At 63.5% G+C, this 15,772-nt stretch carries 19 protein-coding genes; 14 read left to right on the forward strand and 5 right to left on the reverse strand.

The window, feature by feature from the left end:
- From QTI33_RS33910 to QTI33_RS33950, 9 genes are all read left to right on the forward strand, one after another.
- The coding region (locus QTI33_RS33910; RefSeq protein WP_286510993.1) for an RHS repeat domain-containing protein at positions 1 to 637 on the forward strand (637 nt) is incomplete at its 5' end.
- Positions 638 to 640: 3 nt separating this feature from the next.
- Positions 641 to 1,027 carry a hypothetical protein gene (locus QTI33_RS33915; protein ID WP_286510994.1) on the forward strand — a complete coding sequence of 129 codons (387 nt, stop codon included), beginning with the start codon at positions 641 to 643 and terminating at the stop codon, positions 1,025 to 1,027.
- Between the two features lie 507 nt (positions 1,028 to 1,534).
- On the forward strand, positions 1,535 to 1,930 hold the full coding sequence (locus tag QTI33_RS33920; protein ID WP_286510995.1) for a hypothetical protein: 396 nt from the start codon (positions 1,535 to 1,537) through the stop codon (positions 1,928 to 1,930).
- 130 nt (positions 1,931 to 2,060) lie between these two features.
- Positions 2,061 to 3,263, forward strand: a complete 1,203-nt coding sequence (locus QTI33_RS33925; RefSeq protein WP_286510996.1) for an RHS repeat domain-containing protein — start codon at positions 2,061 to 2,063, stop codon at positions 3,261 to 3,263.
- Complete coding sequence (locus QTI33_RS33930) at positions 3,260 to 3,751, forward strand: hypothetical protein (RefSeq protein ID WP_286510997.1); 492 nt, start codon at positions 3,260 to 3,262, stop codon at positions 3,749 to 3,751. The genes QTI33_RS33925 and QTI33_RS33930 overlap by 4 nt, the downstream gene beginning before the upstream one ends.
- A 99-nt stretch (positions 3,752 to 3,850) precedes the next feature.
- On the forward strand, positions 3,851 to 4,444 hold the full coding sequence (locus tag QTI33_RS33935) for a hypothetical protein (protein ID WP_286510998.1): 594 nt from the start codon (positions 3,851 to 3,853) through the stop codon (positions 4,442 to 4,444).
- 73 nt (positions 4,445 to 4,517) lie between these two features.
- On the forward strand, positions 4,518 to 5,174 hold the full coding sequence (locus QTI33_RS33940) for a hypothetical protein (protein ID WP_286510999.1): 657 nt from the start codon (positions 4,518 to 4,520) through the stop codon (positions 5,172 to 5,174).
- A gap of 217 nt (positions 5,175 to 5,391) precedes the next feature.
- The gene (locus tag QTI33_RS33945; RefSeq protein WP_286511000.1) at positions 5,392 to 6,195 is read left to right on the forward strand and encodes a peptidoglycan-binding protein; all 804 of its coding nucleotides are present in this window, start codon (positions 5,392 to 5,394) and stop codon (positions 6,193 to 6,195) included.
- A gap of 14 nt (positions 6,196 to 6,209) precedes the next feature.
- Positions 6,210 to 6,932 carry a hypothetical protein gene (locus QTI33_RS33950; RefSeq protein WP_286511001.1) on the forward strand — a complete coding sequence of 241 codons (723 nt, stop codon included), beginning with the start codon at positions 6,210 to 6,212 and terminating at the stop codon, positions 6,930 to 6,932.
- Positions 6,933 to 6,956: 24 nt separating this feature from the next.
- Here QTI33_RS33950 and QTI33_RS33955 read toward each other — a convergent pair whose 3' ends face one another.
- Positions 6,957 to 7,568: a D-alanyl-D-alanine carboxypeptidase family protein gene (locus tag QTI33_RS33955; protein WP_286511002.1), complete on the reverse strand. Its 612-nt coding sequence runs from the start codon at positions 7,566 to 7,568 to the stop codon at positions 6,957 to 6,959.
- 120 nt (positions 7,569 to 7,688) lie between these two features.
- The gene (locus tag QTI33_RS33960) at positions 7,689 to 9,026 is read right to left on the reverse strand and encodes an acyltransferase family protein (protein WP_353506374.1); all 1,338 of its coding nucleotides are present in this window, start codon (positions 9,024 to 9,026) and stop codon (positions 7,689 to 7,691) included.
- A gap of 105 nt (positions 9,027 to 9,131) precedes the next feature.
- Between QTI33_RS33960 and QTI33_RS33965 the strand changes: the two genes are divergently transcribed.
- From QTI33_RS33965 to QTI33_RS33980, 4 genes are all read left to right on the forward strand, one after another.
- Positions 9,132 to 9,623, forward strand: coding sequence for a hypothetical protein (locus tag QTI33_RS33965; RefSeq protein ID WP_286511004.1), 492 nt, complete (start codon positions 9,132 to 9,134; stop codon positions 9,621 to 9,623).
- 16 nt (positions 9,624 to 9,639) lie between these two features.
- Positions 9,640 to 10,086 carry a phasin family protein gene (locus QTI33_RS33970; protein WP_286511005.1) on the forward strand — a complete coding sequence of 149 codons (447 nt, stop codon included), beginning with the start codon at positions 9,640 to 9,642 and terminating at the stop codon, positions 10,084 to 10,086.
- 34 nt (positions 10,087 to 10,120) lie between these two features.
- Positions 10,121 to 10,753: a TetR/AcrR family transcriptional regulator gene (locus QTI33_RS33975; protein ID WP_286511006.1), complete on the forward strand. Its 633-nt coding sequence runs from the start codon at positions 10,121 to 10,123 to the stop codon at positions 10,751 to 10,753.
- 114 nt (positions 10,754 to 10,867) lie between these two features.
- Complete coding sequence (locus QTI33_RS33980) at positions 10,868 to 12,301, forward strand: toll/interleukin-1 receptor domain-containing protein (protein ID WP_286511007.1); 1,434 nt, start codon at positions 10,868 to 10,870, stop codon at positions 12,299 to 12,301.
- Here the strand turns inward: QTI33_RS33980 and QTI33_RS33985 are convergent.
- Positions 12,222 to 13,055 carry an alpha/beta hydrolase gene (locus QTI33_RS33985; RefSeq protein ID WP_286511008.1) on the reverse strand — a complete coding sequence of 278 codons (834 nt, stop codon included), beginning with the start codon at positions 13,053 to 13,055 and terminating at the stop codon, positions 12,222 to 12,224. The two genes, QTI33_RS33980 and QTI33_RS33985, sit on opposite strands and share 80 nt — an antisense overlap.
- A gap of 11 nt (positions 13,056 to 13,066) precedes the next feature.
- A complete protein-coding gene (locus tag QTI33_RS33990) occupies positions 13,067 to 13,858 on the reverse strand; it encodes an SDR family NAD(P)-dependent oxidoreductase (protein WP_286511010.1) in 792 nt (263 codons plus the stop codon).
- Between the two features lie 101 nt (positions 13,859 to 13,959).
- Here QTI33_RS33990 and QTI33_RS33995 point away from each other — a divergent pair, with 101 nt between their 5' ends.
- Complete coding sequence (locus QTI33_RS33995; RefSeq protein ID WP_286511012.1) at positions 13,960 to 14,535, forward strand: flavin reductase family protein; 576 nt, start codon at positions 13,960 to 13,962, stop codon at positions 14,533 to 14,535.
- Here QTI33_RS33995 and ocd read toward each other — a convergent pair.
- Complete coding sequence (gene ocd, locus QTI33_RS34000; protein ID WP_286511013.1) at positions 14,475 to 15,599, reverse strand: ornithine cyclodeaminase; 1,125 nt, start codon at positions 15,597 to 15,599, stop codon at positions 14,475 to 14,477. The genes QTI33_RS33995 and ocd overlap by 61 nt on opposite strands.
- Positions 15,600 to 15,772 lie beyond the last annotated feature (173 nt).

Genomic DNA, 15,772 nt, shown 5'->3' on the forward strand with positions numbered 1-15,772 from the left:
CAAGGGAAAGATCGTCTGGGAGGGGGACTACAAGGCCTTCGGCAAAGCAAAAGCGACGAGCTTCGATGGCTTCACGAACAACATCCGGTTCCAGGGGCAGTACTTCGATGAGGAGACGGGGTTGCACTACAACCGGTATCGGTATTACGACCCGATCGCCGGGAGATATGTCTCGAAGGACCCGATTGGGCTGAAGGGAGGCCTCAATACCTTCGGCTACCTAAACAACCCGACTCAGGGCGTGGATCGATTGGGGTTGGCTGGCGCGATTCCAAAGAATTTTGGAAAAGGAAAGCCAATTAATCCACTGCCAAATCCTGTTGAATCGGCGAAGGCAAGTCAGAGCATGACTCAAGATCTTGTGGATGCAGTAAAGGGGCTTTTTGGGTTTAATACAAAAATATACTTGCCCGACGACACTTTTTCATGTGTCGTCGCAGATTGCTATCCCGGCAAGACATGCACAAAAGAACCAGGGGTGGCGACAAAATACACGGGGCCCAATAAGATCGACAAGCCAATTGGCGGCGAGCCTTTTGTCTGGCCACCGACTCCGTTGGATATGCCCGAAGGCTGTGTCTGCACCAAAGAGGAGATTAGAAAAGACATGTCAGGACTTAAGCCGCCAGGGCTGTAAACCATGAAAAATAAAAGATTCGTAGGAACTGTCGTCGCGGCAGCCATTCTCACCGTTTGTTCATACTTGGCGGGTGTCCAGGTATCTCGATCCACCGGAAATGAGGCGTATAAAATTGCCACCAATAGAGCGATCAACATTAACAATTCATATGGCTACAAGAAGTTGAAAAATGTTGCACTCCTATTGGCCTCGGGTGACTCAGAAAAGGCAATGTGCACGGTGACTCAGGAGGCCGAGCATATTTTTGATTCGCTGAAAGAGTGTGCAATCGATCCGAGGTGTGGTCCAGAACTTATCCGAGCCAATTCTTTTGGTAATGAAGGGGAAATTTCTACGGGCGAATTTCCCTCTGAGTTGTTGAAGATTAAGCGTTTGTGCGGATTTTAGACACTATTTTATTTATCTTCCTGCGTCAAAATGCTAGTCCGCAGCCACATCGGCGCATTGAATTGAACGACCTCCGATTGGTGATGGGGTACGCGCTATGCGCCCGCTTGCTCGCCCACATCGATCCCCTGGCGCGCAAGACCGAGTCCGCTACAACCAGGCGGGCATGATCGATCAGCGCATCCAGGGCGAGGTAACAAGAAGTTCGAAGCCTGGTGCCGATGGCCCCTATTCGGGAATGGTCACAGAATGCCCGCGAGGAAAGTTGGGTGATGCATACGGGACTGCAAAAATGAGAACTACCGATCCTCGCTAACGATGGATTCATGGCGGCGGAACTCGTCTACCTTACCCTTGCGCTGACAAGCAAGGATGGAAACCAACAGAAGGCTGTACTCGAGCTCAAAATGTGGACATCAATGCCTTGTGCGACAAAATTTCAGAATGGCGCAAAAAGAATCCAGGTCGAGAAATAATGTATCGGCGCGATCGATAGAGTTAGTACTCATGCACTCTGAAAGCAGAATTGTGCGACTGGTAATTGCCACGATTTTTTTGATCTCAGGCGGGGCAGCCGTCAGATGTCAGCTTCCTTCCCCAGACGATAGCAAGGGCGCCAGTTCTGCGAATTTGCATGGCTCAATCACTGAAGTGAATCTTCCGAGCATTTCTATTCGAATAAAATCAAATGGCAGAAAAATTCAGGTGGAATTGCCTCCAAATCTTCCAATTTTCACAGTTTTTGGAGGGGATGGGGTGCAAGATAAATTGCTTGTCGGTCAAGAAGTTTGGATTTGGTTTGAGAATTGCAAACGAGGTCGAGCAAAAACTCCAGTTGCGGCATATTTTCAGATTTATTCAGCGGATCCAGATGACCGATCGAGCTCAACGCAAAAGCAATGACTAGCTTTGTGAAGCCCCATGTAGGGCCTGGTGCTCGACGGAGAGAGATTGGTGAGCCCCAAGCTCGACAAGCTGCACCGAGAGACCGCCGCACCCTGCTGGGTCAGCACAACGCGTGGCCGAGGGCTTGGTGAAGGCCCAAGCCCAGGAGTGGGGCCTGCTGCGCACCGTGCCCACGCCGACCTCCTCGCTGCTGGACAACCTGCTGCGCCGCTTCGGTGATACCCGCTACGAGCATGACGAGCGTGGCAACCTGCACCAGGCGCACATCCCAGGCCAGCGCAGCCAGGTCTTCGAGTGGGATGGCTTTGGCCGCCTGCGGCGCTTCGAGACCCTGCACGACTCCGAGGTGCGCTACTTCTACGATCCGCTGGGCCGGCGCATCGGCAAGAAGAGCGGCGCGGTGGTGCTGCCGAACTCGTCGGCGGGCTCGGGCTGGCGCCCGGCAGAGATTGCGCGCATCAACTCCGAGCGCGGCTACGGCATGACCACCTTCGGCTGGGACGGCGATGCGCTGGCCTGGGAGCGCAGCGCAGGCAAGTTGATTCATTACCTGTACGAGCCCGGGGCGAGCTTCGTGCCGATGGTGCAGCTGCGGCGCGAGGCGCAGGGGAATCAATGGGGGCCGCAGCGCTTGGCCTGGTACCAGTGCGACCACCTGGGCACGCCCATGGAACTCACCGATGACAAGGGAAAGATCGTCTGGGAGGGGGACTACAAGGCCTTCGGCAAAGCAAAAGCGACGAGCTTCGATGGCTTCACGAACAACATCCGGTTCCAGGGGCAGTACTTCGATGAGGAGACGGGGCTGCATTACAACCGGTATCGGTATTACGACCCGATTGGGGGGAGGTATGTCTCGAAGGACCCAATTGGATTGGCAGGAGGCCTAGACAAGTACTTATTCGCAGATGGGAATCCAACGAAAAATATCGATCCGCGCGGACTGATGACATTCATGTGTACTCAACCACTTCATGCACTCGGAACAGTGGGTGAATGGGTCTACGCGCCCAAGTCCAACCCGTTGCATCACAAATTCATCGCCATCATCCAGCCCAACGGCTCTGTGGTAACTGGCGGTCAGGATCGTGTAGGAAAACCGTGGAGCGAAGGGAAGCCAAGCGAGGGCGATGGGACACACGGCAATCAGCAATGCGAAAAAGTCGAAGAAGACAATCAATGTTTGGAGCAGTGCTTGTTGCCAAAAATGTTTTCGACTACTCGCCCAAAATACGCTTTGATTCCAGGCACATTCAACGGGGGCGAGAATTGCCAATCTTGGGCTGATCAAACGGTAGAAGAATGTCGCAAAGTATGCAACACACGATGACCGCGCCAAGCCGACATCGGCGCTACGCTGTCGTGGTGACCTATGCTGCCACAGCCATTTTTGCAGTTGCCATTGATCAATTCACTGATCAATCAGGTGGCGCACTTTTTTTGGCGACGCTACTGATTGCCTTCGCAAGTGCTTTTTGCTTTTTCGTTGGCCAATTTACAAGATCGGGCAATTGGAAATGGCTTTACGTGAGTTGGCTTTTTGGCGCCATCTTGGTGTTATTGGGATTTATTATTTTTTCAACCAGAGGAACGGACGCACCGAAGACGGGAGAGGTGATTTTCACCTACGCAATGTTGATAATTGCACCGCCCGCATCATTTGCTCTCCCATTGATCCCTTCAAGCACTATCGGCCATGAATTTTTTGATGTAATCTTCAGATCAATACTGGCGTGGGCATTTTGCATGATCGCAGGAACGATTCAGTGGCTGATGGTGCGTGCACTGGTATTGCATATTCGAAATTCCCGTTCGTGATCGAGAGAATTTTAATTTCCCTATCACGCCCCGAGGCCGAGATCTTAAAAATTACACTCCATCCGACGGATAAAAAATTTCATTGATTTAGAAATTCAGTTGATTGAAAAATCTGAGAGCGAGTTATTCACCGAAATAAAAGTCGAGATCGTCATGACGAAGCCGTCAACCCCGCTAGACCGCGAAACACATGACTTGCTGATCCGAATACTGAAGCGCATGTCGAGTGAAGGCCAAACTCTCGTTCCCATCATCCGCCATGGCACGATCGAAGAAGGCAAACAACTGATCATCAGTTCGCACCACATCAAGCCCGGTGATCCCCCTGAGATCACGGTGACGCGCATCGGCATCATCGTGGCCGACCATCAGGGCGTGGCCATCCACCGCCTCGACGGCAGCATCACGACGGCCAGTGGCGGCGCTATCGAAATGACCCAGCCTGCCGTCAGCCGCATCGAAGTGCACGATCTCCGGTTGGTGACGGGCCATGCCATCACGACCGTCCATGAGACCGTTTCTCACCACCTCCAGTTTGCGGGCGGCGGCAGCTTCACCTTCATGATGGACGGCAACGACAAGGTCCTCGAAACCGTCAGTCGGGACGTGCTCATGCACAGTGACGGTGGAGGCGTGATCCGCCTTCTCGGGACCGCGCCTGACGAAGACGACAGGGCCCCCGGCCACGACTGACGCAGAGCACTCCCCAACCGTCCCGACGCCGCGCGGCAAACACAGCCTCCGTCTTCGTCGAAAGATCGCTTCCATGCCCACCCCCATCCTCCAACTCAAACCCGAATACAAACGCCTGCTCGAAGGCGGCGCCTCGGCCATGACCATTGCCAATGCAGACATGTCAGGCGCCAGCTTCACGGGCGTCTGGGAAAACCTCAGCTTCACGGGCTGCAACTTCGCCGGCGCCAAGAACATCCAACTCAGCGCGATGCGCAACTGCCGCTTCGTCGATTGCAGCTTCCTCGCGCCCGACCACGACTTCGGCAAGATGACGAACGTCAGCTTCACGCAGTGCAAGTCGGTGGGCCGCTCGATCTTCGGCGGCACCGATGGCAGCACGGCTGTGCTGTTCGAAGGGTGCAGTTTCTCCGGCGGCGCTGCTGCGCCTCGATCCTTCGAGGGCATCGGCTGCACGGGCGAAGTCACGTTCCGGGGATGCACCGGCCAAGGCGAAGTCCTGGTGTCGGGCACCCGGTTGACCGTGGAGAACTGCCAGTTCGGCAGCATGACCTTCGTCGTCGGACGGCCGCGCAAGCGGGGCGCGCCCCTGTCGGCGACGGTGCTGTTCGACAGTTGCCAGGGAACCGGCGTCTGGCGCATGGCCGATGGCCGCATGCAGGACAGCGAGATCCGCAACAGCCGCTTCGAGGAAATCGTCTACGACGGCATGGAAGGCGGCAACGAGTGAGGAGCCGAGGCGCGATGCTCGGCCGCTTTGTGCGTACCACCAGATCAACACGCTGGCCCGCGCGCTGATACGGTGGTGGGATGCATCGAGGGGGCGTCCAGGCGCACCTCCTCAACAATGGGGTTGCCACCCGGCCTTCCGACTCGTCGAGCCTTGACACCCGCCCCGGTTGCCACCGACACTTTTTCGCCGACAGCTGTCGCGAGGAGATGCAACCATGAGGCTCAAGCTCGTTTATGGCGACGAAGGCCCCGACGTCACCGCGCTTCAGCAGGCCCTGCTGGCTGCGGGCTTCAACCCAGGCGCCATCGATGGCGACTTCGGCACCGGCACCTTCAACGCGCTGTCCGCCTTCCAGCAAGGCCAGGGGCTGCTGGCCGACGGCATCGCGGGGCCTCGCACGCTCCATGCCCTGGGCCTGGCCGAATCCGCGGACCTGCCCGACGCCACCGGCGACATGAGCGTCCAGGTCGCGTCCCTGATGCTGCCCGGCGCGCCGCTCGCGAACATCAAGACCCATCTGCCGATCATCCTGGCATCGCTGCGCGCCTTCGAGATCCCGGACCGGACCATGGTGCTCATGGCCATCGCCACCATCCGTGCCGAGACGGCCGGCTGCGCGCCGATCAGCGAGGGCATCAGCGCCTTCAACACCTCGCCCGCCGGCCATCCCTTCGATCTCTACGACCACCGCGGCGACCTCGGCAACCAGGGGCCGCCTGACGGCGCGCTGTTCAAGGGGCGTGGCTTCGTGCAGCTCACGGGACGCGCCAACTACCGGCGCTATGGTCCGCGGCTGCCCACCCCCGCAGACCTGGTGAAGAACCCCGACCTAGCGAACACGGCCGCCGTCGCCGCCGATTTGCTGAGCCTGTTCCTGGCCGACCGGGAGCTGCAGATCAAGGACGCGATCCTGCACGGCAACTTCCAGGCCGCGCGGCGCCTGGTCAACGGCGGGCTGCACGGCTGGGAGCAGTTCGAGACCTCCTTCAAGAAGGGTGACCTGGCCATGCCCCGCTGAGCGAAGCGCCCGCGATGCGAACTTCCCACCTGGTGGCCGCCATCGCCATGGCGAGCTGTCTCTGCGCCCATGCGCAGCGGACCGAATACGCGTTTCGCTGGGACCCGGCGCAGGGCGGCCCGGCGACGGCACGGCAGGCGGCCAGGCAACTCGGCATCGAGGACGACCAGCCCAAGGAATTCGGGGTCCGCTACCTCGAGGTTCGTCGACCCGCGGGGCTGCCGGACGACAGCTACGGCGCCGTGGCGCGCGAGCGCACCGACGACGACGGGCCGGAGTCGACGTACAAGGTGCGCGCCCCCGCATCCAAGGCGGCCCGGAAGCTGCTGTCGACCTGGGCCTGCCCGCTCGTCGGCCCGAAGCGCGAGCGCAAGCTGGAGGTGGATGTGAACTGGGTGGGCGAAGAAGGGACGGATGCGGCGCCGACGCCGCGCAAGGCCATCTCCTTCAGCTGCTCCGTCGAGGCCGCCGCCGCTGCGGCCTTCCCGCCGGCCACCGGGATGGTGCCCAAGCCCTGTGTGAACCATGTCCGGCGCTTCAAATCACGGGACGACTGGAAAGTCGAGGAGTGGTTGCTTGCGACCGGCCAGCGGATCGTCGAGCTGTCGTTCAGCGTGGACCAGGGAAGCCGCGCCCACCGCAGCGCCTTCCAGCAGCGCGTGGACCTGCTGCGCGCGGCCGGTGCGCGGCCGCTGGCGGACTCGAAGACCCTGCTCGGCAGCAGCTGCCCGGCCTGACCGTCACGCGGAGCGGCCCCCGGCTCAGGTCGCGTAGGCATCCTTGCCCGCCGCCTTGCGGGCCCGCAGCTCGCGCAGCATCTCGCGCTCCGACATGCCCTCCGACCAATCGGGTCGCAGCTGGTAGTGCGGCATGTCGACGAAGCTTTCCCATTGGCCGCCCCATTCGAGGCCGATGTCCATGCCGATCGCGCCCACCGTGGCGTAGAGCGGGCTGTCGCCCAGGTACTCCTTGCCGCGGAACACGCCGACGTCGAAGGCGATGCCGAAGTTGTGGTTGGACTCGCCGCCCTTCGCGTTGGTCACGGGCCGCCGGTTCTTCTCCTTCGTGCGGCCGATCGCGAACAGGGCGTCCTGCTCGGCGTAGCTGCGCGTGCCGCTCAAGATCTTGATCTCGATGTTGGCGGCCGCCGCGCGTTCGACCAGCATCCGCGCGTAGGGCGCGACCTGCGGATGCAGCGTGACGATGGTCTTTTCGCTGCGCTCGTCCGCGCGGCCGGCGAAGGCGGCCGACTTCGGCACCGCCTTGCCGACGATCTTCTCGTGGATGGCCCGCCAGGTCTCGGGACCCGGATTGCCATCGACCGATACACCCAGCGCCGCCTGGACGCTTCGCACCACCGCATTGATGTTCATGCACGACCTCCTGGGGAGAGACGGCCGAGCTTAGGGAGGACGACGGGATGTGCAATAGCGCGTTCGACAGATGCGCTCGCCGGCCATGCGGAACTCTATGCGGGTCTTGGGCAGCCGGGTCTAGAGTGCCGCGGTGACAGAGACAGGTCCTTGGCTGCGATCGATAGGTGATTTGGGAACGGTGCTGATCTCGATTTTTTTCCTGAATCGATTTCGCACCAACTCCATTGGCGAGGCAACCAGCCGATTCAAGGCAATTGCGAAGAGGGCGGACAAGAAAACGCAAAGCCAGGCGAACGTATAGGGCTGATCCTGTTTGAGGCCGTCCGTCCATCGCGTCGAAATCGCTATCACGAGCTTGTGGCAAATGTACATCGGGAAGCTCAGCTCGCCGATCCAATTGTCGAGTGCGCTGCTTCTCTGGAAGATAAATGCGAATGGCATCAGCACGAGGAAAAATGCGAACAGGACAATATTGTGTGTCAACTTCGGCAAGGCGAAAAGGTGATAAGTCAGCGCGACCGTCACCAGCAAGCCTGTCGCCGTGAGGCAGGCCGCACGCGAGCGAAGGATGCGCGTTTTTCTGTAGAGCGGCAGCAGTATTTGATGCGAAAGCGCCCCCGCCAGAAACAGCGCCAGCTCGGTGGGAAAGAAGCGATAGGACCAGGGGTCGCTCTGACCGAAGCCTCGCGCAATGAAAATGGCCCTGAGCGTCAGCGAGGCTGCGAGCAGTACGTACACCAGTCTCCGCCTGGGAAGCACGAACGGGGCAATCAGATAGAAAGTCAGTTCGACACCCAGGGTCCACGCCTGCGGAACGAGCAGCCCTGGATAAAGCAATGGCGAGCTCTCCATGAAATTGCCGGTCGGGATCAGCCGGCCATCGACCACAGCGAAGAACATCACCCAGTCCTGGAGGAACAGGAATGTATTGGAGAAAATCAGCAGAATCGTCGCCGACCAGGGGGCTTCTCGGTAGACGCTGAAAAATTCATCGTAGACATGAATGCCCAGAAAATAGGCTCCCAGCGTCAGAACGGCGACGGCTGCATAGACCGGGTAGATCCTCAGAAACCGGTTGGCGTAGAAGTCTTTGACCTCGGGGTAGGCCTTGACCTCGGTCAATATGAACGAGATCAAGAAGCCCGATATCATGTAGAAGAGCTGCACGCCATTCAGCGCGCCAACGAACATGTAGACGCCTGCATGGGCGAACACGACCGCCATGGCAAATATCGTTCTCAGAGTTCCCACCGGCGCCCCTGACAATTTGAAGACCGCGATGCTAGCGTGGGCGTCGATAGGGTCGTAGCGGGATTGTCCCCAACAGAGGGGATGACGTGGCGCACGTCCTCGGCCTTCGCGTGGCGCCCGCCGGCGCGGGCTTCTCGAGATGGTCGAATTCGCACGCGTGCAACCCGCGCTGACGCAGAATGCGATGGCAGCAAATTGGGGCACTTGGACTAACTTTGCGATGAATCTAGTTTTCCTGGCCTAGGCCCTTGCGAAGAACATCAGGCTGTCGCATCCCGCGAATCGTCAGTCACCTCCAAGGAAAACCGCATGTCCACGCAAACTCTCTCTGCCGTCGCCGTCCACGTCGTGGGCCAGTACCACGAAGCCGGCAAGACCCTCGTCGGCGCCTGGCGCACCGGCGCCCGCCGCTTGCTCGATGGCGCCGCGTCGCGCTACGGCCAGATGCAGAAGGTCACCGAATTCCTCGCCAACCGCCTCGACATCGACACCGGCCGCGTGGTGTCGGTGCTCGACCGCATGGCCGAAGCCGGCACCCAGGGCATCGAGGCCGTAGCCGGCCGTGCGGCCCGGGCCGAGTCGCCGATCGCGACCTCGCTGGTGAGCACCTTCAGCGCCATCCACCTGCCCATCGCCAACGTGCATGCGCAGATCGCCGACAAGATCGCCGAGGGCGCCAGGAAGCTCGAGACGCGCGTCGCCGGTGCCAAAGAAGCCGCGGCCGAGCAAGCCCCCGAAGCGAAGGGCGCGGCGGTGGCCGTCGCCAAGACCGCCCGCCGCGCCCGCCGCACAGCCGCCTGATCCCAGGGACCGAAGCATGGCGACCCGCAGGGAATCGGCGCTGCCGAAGAAGCCGGCGCCGGCCAGGAAGTCCGCCGCGCCGCGCCGGAAGGCGAGCGCGGCGGCGGCACCCCCCACCGAAGCCGCCGGCAAGCCCGCCGGCGCCGAAGGCCTGCTGCGCGGGGGCCTGAAGGCGCTGGGCAACGTCGGCACCGATGTGGTCAAGCGCCACACCCATGTGATCGAGGGCCTGCTCGGCATCCAGAAGACCGATGCGGGTGGCGCCCGGCCCGCGGCCGGGTTCCCGGGCCTGGACAGCTTCGGCATCCGCAAGTTCGAGGACGTGTTCGACCAGCGCGTGGCGAGCGCGCTGCAACGCCTGGGCATGCCGAGCGTGGAAGAACTCCAGGCCTTGCGCGACGAGGTGGGGCAGCTGCGCGCGCAGCTCGCGGCGGCCAAGCCGGCCGCCCGGCGCAAGCGCTGAAGCCGCCGATCCCGAGCGCCGTCACTCATCGCCCGTGGCCAGTCCCAACACCCGCGACCGCATCCTGCTGACCAGCCTCGCGCTGTTCAACGCGGAAGGCCTGGCAGCCGTGTCGACGCACAAGATCGCGGCCGAGATGGGCATCAGCCCCGGCAACCTGCACTACCACTTCAAGGCCAAGCAGCTGATCGTCGAGCGGCTCTTCATGCGCTTCGAGCAGCGGCTCGGGCTGCTGAACGGGTCGACCGCCGCCGTCGCCGCGATCGACGACCTGTGGCTGGCGCTGCACCTGCGCTTCGAGGCCATCGACGAATACCGCTTCGTCTACCGCGACATGGCCTTCCTGGCTGCCGAATACCCGGCATTGGGGCAGCGGGCCCAGGAGCTGACGGCCCAGAACCTGCTGGCCGCGCAGTCCCTGTGCGAGGGGCTGGTGGCCTCCGGGGTGATCCAGACCAGCGCCGAACAGGCGCGCATCCTGGCCCTGCAGATCGTCTTCACCACCACCTGCTGGCTGTCCTTCGAGCGCCTGGTGCCGGGGCGCGAGGCGCAGGCCGAGGCCGATCCCGGACTGGCGGCCTTCTACACCCTGACGCTGATCTCGCCCTACGTGTCGAGCGACTCGCGGGCCTACCTCGACTACCTGCGGGGCAAGTACCTCGGCTAGCGCCGATGTGAGGGCCCGCTCTTCTGGCGTACGCCATACGGGGGACGCAAAAAATCTCCAGGCAGGCTATACCTGCCATCACGGCAAACGGCATTTGCTGGTGTGGGGGTGGTCATGGTCCAGCTGTTCGTCAGCCACATCTCCGAAGAAAAAGACGTCGCGATCCTCCTGAAGGACATGATGGAGGAGGACTTCCTCGGCCTGGTCGAGTTCTTCGCGTCCTCGGACGTGGGCACCATCGAGCTCGGCGTGCAATGGCTGGAGGCCGTCGAGCGCGCGATCGCGAAGGCCGACGCCGTGATCGTGCTGTGCAGCAAGGCCTCGGTCCAGCGGCCCTGGGTCCAGTTCGAAGTCGGCGCGGCCTGGATGAAGGGTTTGCCGATCATCCCGGTCTGCCATTCGGGCATGAAGCCCACCGACCTCGCGACGCCCCTGAAGGACTACGAGGGCGCGGACCTCGGCACTCCCGAAGGGCTGCTGGCGCTCTACCAGATGATCGGCCGCCGCTTGAAGCTGCAGCGCACGCCCGTCCCGGGGGCGGCCTGGCTGGCCCGGCTGGCCGAGCTCCTGAGCCTGCCGCCGGACGACTGCGTCCAGTTCGAGTACTACCTGGACGTCGTCGTGCCTGCGCCCGGGCGCCTTGGTGGGCCTTCCCTTCCGGGCGACGCCGTCGTCGACATGAGCGCCGACACGAAGAAGCTGTTCGGGCTCATATCCCGAGGCAGCCTGACGTGGAAGAGCGTCGTGGACGCCGTGGCGCCCTCGCTCGACAAGCGATGGCTGGCCGAACTGCAGAACAGCATCTATCTGGCCAGCAACGACCGTGAGTTCGTGCCGATCCAGGCCGTGTTCCATGCCGGCGGCACCAAGGGCTCGTTCCAGCCGCAGCTGGCCAAGCTCGAAGTGTTCAGGCGGGGTGCACGTCGCTTTCACGTTCATCTCGTACCCACCGTCGTCGCGCCCCTGTTCGACGTTCCGGGCGACCTGGGCCTGCTCGTGACCCTGCTGCGCCTGGGACTTCGCTTCCGCTACGAAGCGATCGAACACTACTGGAAGATGTCGCGGGGCTTCAAGCCGGAAAAAGGCAGGCTCGACGCGCTGCGCTGCGCGATCGAGGTCATCGAGACCGACGCCCGGTCGCGCGGTGCCCAGAACTTCGAGCCGGGAGAAGTGGTCGCGCTGTTCGAACCGGGTGACGACCAGAGCGAGATGAAGGCGATCCAGGTGACCTGGGAAACCGTCCGGGCCACCTTGTTCCAGGAGCCGCCTCCGACCGCCGGCGACATGGACGAGGCCATCGAGGCACTGGCGACGATGAATCTGCGCTTCATGCATCTTGGAACGAAGCGGTTCCATGAAATGGTGAATGTGCTGTGGTCGGGGCAGGTCCGGCCCGTCCCGCTCGCTGCCCTGGCCCGCAGCGGCGCCGCTTTCCCGGACGTGGCGCCGATTGAGCTCGCGCCGCGGATCAAGCCGCCTGCGGCGCAGGCAGCACGGCGGTCAACGCGAAGTCGACGAGATGGAGCCAGGTCGCCTCGAAGCCCATGATGTCGTGGTGGTTGGAGCCGGCGATGGTCTGCACGCTGACGGGCGTCGGCCAGGCCGCGATCAGCTTCTGCGAGCGCTCGTGCAGGACGACCTCGTCGGTCTCGGCCAGCAGGACCTGGGTCTTGGCCGCGACCTCCCTGGAATGGGCCAGGGAATTGAACTGGTGGCGCAGCAACAGGGACAGCGGCACCAGCGGATAGCGCCGCTTCGCCACTTCGAGCATCGAGTCGTAGGGCGTGACCAGTTGCAGGCTCGAGAACTCCTGCCGCGCCACCAGCTGGATCGCCACGCCCGTGCCCAGGCTGCGTCCGACCACGTGCAGGCGCGTCTGCGGAAAGGCCTGGCGCAAGTGACTGGCGAACTGGCGCGCGTCCTGGACGGAGGCCAGCTCGGAGGGGTCGCCCTGCGAATCGGCCACGCCCCGGTAGTTGAGCGCCGCGAAGCCGAAGCCCGTCGGCAGCCAGTGCAGCGCCTGCGCCGTGGCGCGCACGTCCTCGCCCCGGCCGGCGAAATAGATGAACAGGTCCTGCATCGCAGGCTCGCCCTCGGGGTGGTAGACGTAGCCGCGAACCATCCCGCCCGGCACCGCGTGGGCGTAGGCGGAGAAGTCTTCGGACAGGTGGACGACCGGGTGCTTGCGGGCATCGAACAGGATGTGTCCCTGGCGTGTCGCCAGCAGGGCCCAGTAGGCCGCGATGCTCCCCAGGGCGGCGGCCGAGGCCGACAGTGCGATGCGGGCGGCTCTGGATGCCAAGGTCGACCCGGCTAGAAGGCGCTCTTGGTGCAGCCGCCGTCGACGCGCAGCGCCGCGCCCGTGGTGCCGGACGACAGCGGGCTGGCGATGTAGGCCACCAGCGAGGCGATCTCCTGCGGCGTTTCGAAGCGCCGGATGAGGGAGGTGGGTCGCACCTTCTCGAAGAACTCCCGCTCGTAGGCCTCGAAGGACTTGCCGTCGGCCTTGGCGAGCGCCTCGACGAAATCGCCCACACCGCGCGACCGGGTCGGGCCCGGCAGGACGCTGTTGACGGTGATGCCGGTGCCCGCCACCGCCTCGGCCAGGCCGCGCGAGACCGCGAGCTGCGCCGTCTTCGTCATGCCGTAGTGGATCATCTCGGCCGGGATCTGGATCGCGCTCTCGCTGGAGATGAAGATGATGCGGCCCCAGTCAGCGCGCCGCATCGCGGGCAGCACCAGGCGCGCCAGGCGCACGCCGCTCAGCACGTTGACGTCGAAGAAGCGCGTCCAGTCCGCGTCCGGGATTTCCTCGAAGGGCTTGGGCTCGAAGATGCCGAGGTTGTTGACCAGGATCTCGATGTCCGGATGCCGGGCCACCAGCGCATCCGCGGCCGCGGCCGTGCTCAGGTCGCCGGCGAAGCCGATGACCTCGCCGCCGTCCGCCGCCTCGATTTGCGCCACCGCGGCATCCACCGCGGCCTGCGAACGCCCGTTGACGATCACCCGGGCGCCCTCGGCCGCCAGGGCCTGCGCGATGGCCTGCCCGATGCCGGCCGTGCTGCCGGAGACCAGGGCCAGCCGGCCCTTGAGTTGGAGATTCATGCGTGTGCCTTTCAGGAATCCGGCAGCCCGCCGGATGGCGCACAGCGTAGGCGAATCGGAGGCCGGCGTCGAGCGGCGGCGGTTGGCCGTAGGATGGCCGCATGAATCATTTCAAGCCGGTGGCGCTCGAGCACGCGAGCCGCCTCGTCAACCATGGTCCCACGGTGCTGGTAACCAGCGCCCACGGCGGTCGCCGCAACGTCATGGCGGCAGCCTGGTCGATGCCGGTGGAATTCACGCCGCCCCGCATTGCCTTGGTGATCGACAAGAAGACCTGGACGCGCGAGCTCGTCGCCGCCAGCGGTGCTTTCGGCATCTGCCTGCCCGGGGCCGCGCTGGTCGACCTGACCTATGCGGTCGGCAGCGCGAGCGGCCGCAGCGTCGACAAGTTCGCCCACCATGGCATCGTGGCGAAGCCGGGTCCCCGCCTCGGGATGCCCGTGCTGGAGACCGGCTGCGCGGCCTGGCTGGAATGCCGGCTGCTGCCGGAGCCGCATACCGAGGACGCCTACGACACCTGCTTCGGCGAAGTCGTGGCCGCGGCGGCCGACGCCCGCATCTTCGCCGGCGGCCATTGGCGCTTTGGCGACGACAACACCGAGCTGCAGACCATCCATCACATCGGCGCCGGCAACTTCGTTCGCGCCGGCGGCATCCTGCGGGCCGCGCCGGCCTGACGCGGCGCCGGGCCGGCGGGGCGCGGTCTCGAGGCCAGCAGGCCGAACAGATCCTTGGGATCGGCGGCATCCGGCATCAGTTCGATCACCTCGCCGAAACCGAGCGCTGCGGCGCGTTCGCCCATGAAGGCCAGGGCAGCGAAATCCTCGAGCGCGAAGCCGACCGAGTCGAACACGGTCACCTCCGAAGGGCTGCGCCGGCCGGGTCGGCGCCCTGCCAGCACCTGCCAGAACTCGGTCACGGCGAAGTCGGCCGGCATCTGCTGGATCTCGCCTTCGATCCGCGACTGCGGCTCGTACTCCACGAACACCGAACTCAACCCGAGCACGCCGCGGTGCAGCTCGGTCTTGCCCGGGCAGTCGCCGCCGACCGCGTTGAGGTGCATGCCGGGCTCGATCATGTCGGGCGTGAGGATGGCCGCGTGGCTCTTGTCCGCGGTGGCGGTGGTCACGATGTCGGCCCCGCGCACCGCCTCGGCCGTGCCCGCGCAGACCTCGAGCCGCAGGCCCTGGCCGGCCAGGTTGGCCACCAGCTTGGCCGTGGCGGCGGGGTCGGTGTCGTAGAGGCTCAGCACCTCGACACCGACCAGGTCGCGGAACGCCAGCGCCTGGAATTCGGCCTGTGCGCCGTTGCCGATCAGCGCCATCCGGCGGCTGCCGGGCCGCGCCAGGCTGCGCGCGGCGAGCGCGGACATCGCCGCGGTCCGGATCGCCGTGGTCAGCGTCAGTTCGGACAGCAGCCTGGGCATGCCGGTCTGGACGTCGGCCAGCATGCCGAAGGCCATCACCGTGGGCAGCCCGCGGCGGTGGTTGCCCGGGTGCCCGTTCACGTACTTGAAGGCGAACTGCGAGGCGTCGGCGATCGGCATCAGTTCGATGACGCCGAGTTCCGAATGGCAGGCCAGCCGGGCGCTCTTGTCGAATTCGTTCCAGCGCAGGAACTCGTGGCGGATGCGCTCGGCCACGCCGGCGATGCAGGCCGTCAGGCCCTGCCGCCGGACCAGCCGGATCATCTCGGGGGCGCTGAGGTAGAGGGTGGTGGGAAGGGATGTTGAACGGGTCATGGCGAGGTTCCCGGCGAATGAACACCAGTGTCCCCGGCCCGCATGGCAACCGACAGCCTCAAGGATGTCGCATTCGCCCCTGCTGGTTGCCGAAGCGGCACTGTGGATTGACGTTGTGCTGCGTGCTGGCGCCCCGTTCCGGCGGACTGACGGTTGTCCGATGACTTGGCGAA

Source organism: Variovorax davisae (genome assembly GCF_030316845.1).
GTDB classification, from domain to species: Bacteria; Pseudomonadota; Gammaproteobacteria; order Burkholderiales; family Burkholderiaceae_C; genus Variovorax; species Variovorax davisae.

Excerpts from the sequence above, each read along its gene's own strand:
- QTI33_RS33915 (WP_286510994.1), top strand. The coding sequence starts at position 641 with ATGAAAAATAAAAGATTCGTAGGAACTGTCGTCGCGGCAGCCATTCTC.
- QTI33_RS33920 (WP_286510995.1), top strand. The coding sequence starts at position 1,535 with ATGCACTCTGAAAGCAGAATTGTGCGACTGGTAATTGCCACGATTTTT.
- QTI33_RS33930 (WP_286510997.1), top strand. The coding sequence starts at position 3,260 with ATGACCGCGCCAAGCCGACATCGGCGCTACGCTGTCGTGGTGACCTAT.
- QTI33_RS33940 (WP_286510999.1), top strand. The coding sequence starts at position 4,518 with ATGCCCACCCCCATCCTCCAACTCAAACCCGAATACAAACGCCTGCTC.
- QTI33_RS33945 (WP_286511000.1), top strand. The coding sequence starts at position 5,392 with ATGAGGCTCAAGCTCGTTTATGGCGACGAAGGCCCCGACGTCACCGCG.
- QTI33_RS33950 (WP_286511001.1), top strand. The coding sequence starts at position 6,210 with ATGCGAACTTCCCACCTGGTGGCCGCCATCGCCATGGCGAGCTGTCTC.
- QTI33_RS33955 (WP_286511002.1), bottom strand. The coding sequence starts at position 7,568 with ATGAACATCAATGCGGTGGTGCGAAGCGTCCAGGCGGCGCTGGGTGTA.
- QTI33_RS33965 (WP_286511004.1), top strand. The coding sequence starts at position 9,132 with ATGTCCACGCAAACTCTCTCTGCCGTCGCCGTCCACGTCGTGGGCCAG.
- QTI33_RS33970 (WP_286511005.1), top strand. The coding sequence starts at position 9,640 with ATGGCGACCCGCAGGGAATCGGCGCTGCCGAAGAAGCCGGCGCCGGCC.
- QTI33_RS33980 (WP_286511007.1), top strand. The coding sequence starts at position 10,868 with ATGGTCCAGCTGTTCGTCAGCCACATCTCCGAAGAAAAAGACGTCGCG.
- QTI33_RS33990 (WP_286511010.1), bottom strand. The coding sequence starts at position 13,858 with ATGAATCTCCAACTCAAGGGCCGGCTGGCCCTGGTCTCCGGCAGCACG.
- QTI33_RS33995 (WP_286511012.1), top strand. The coding sequence starts at position 13,960 with ATGAATCATTTCAAGCCGGTGGCGCTCGAGCACGCGAGCCGCCTCGTC.
- ocd (WP_286511013.1), bottom strand. The coding sequence starts at position 15,599 with ATGACCCGTTCAACATCCCTTCCCACCACCCTCTACCTCAGCGCCCCC.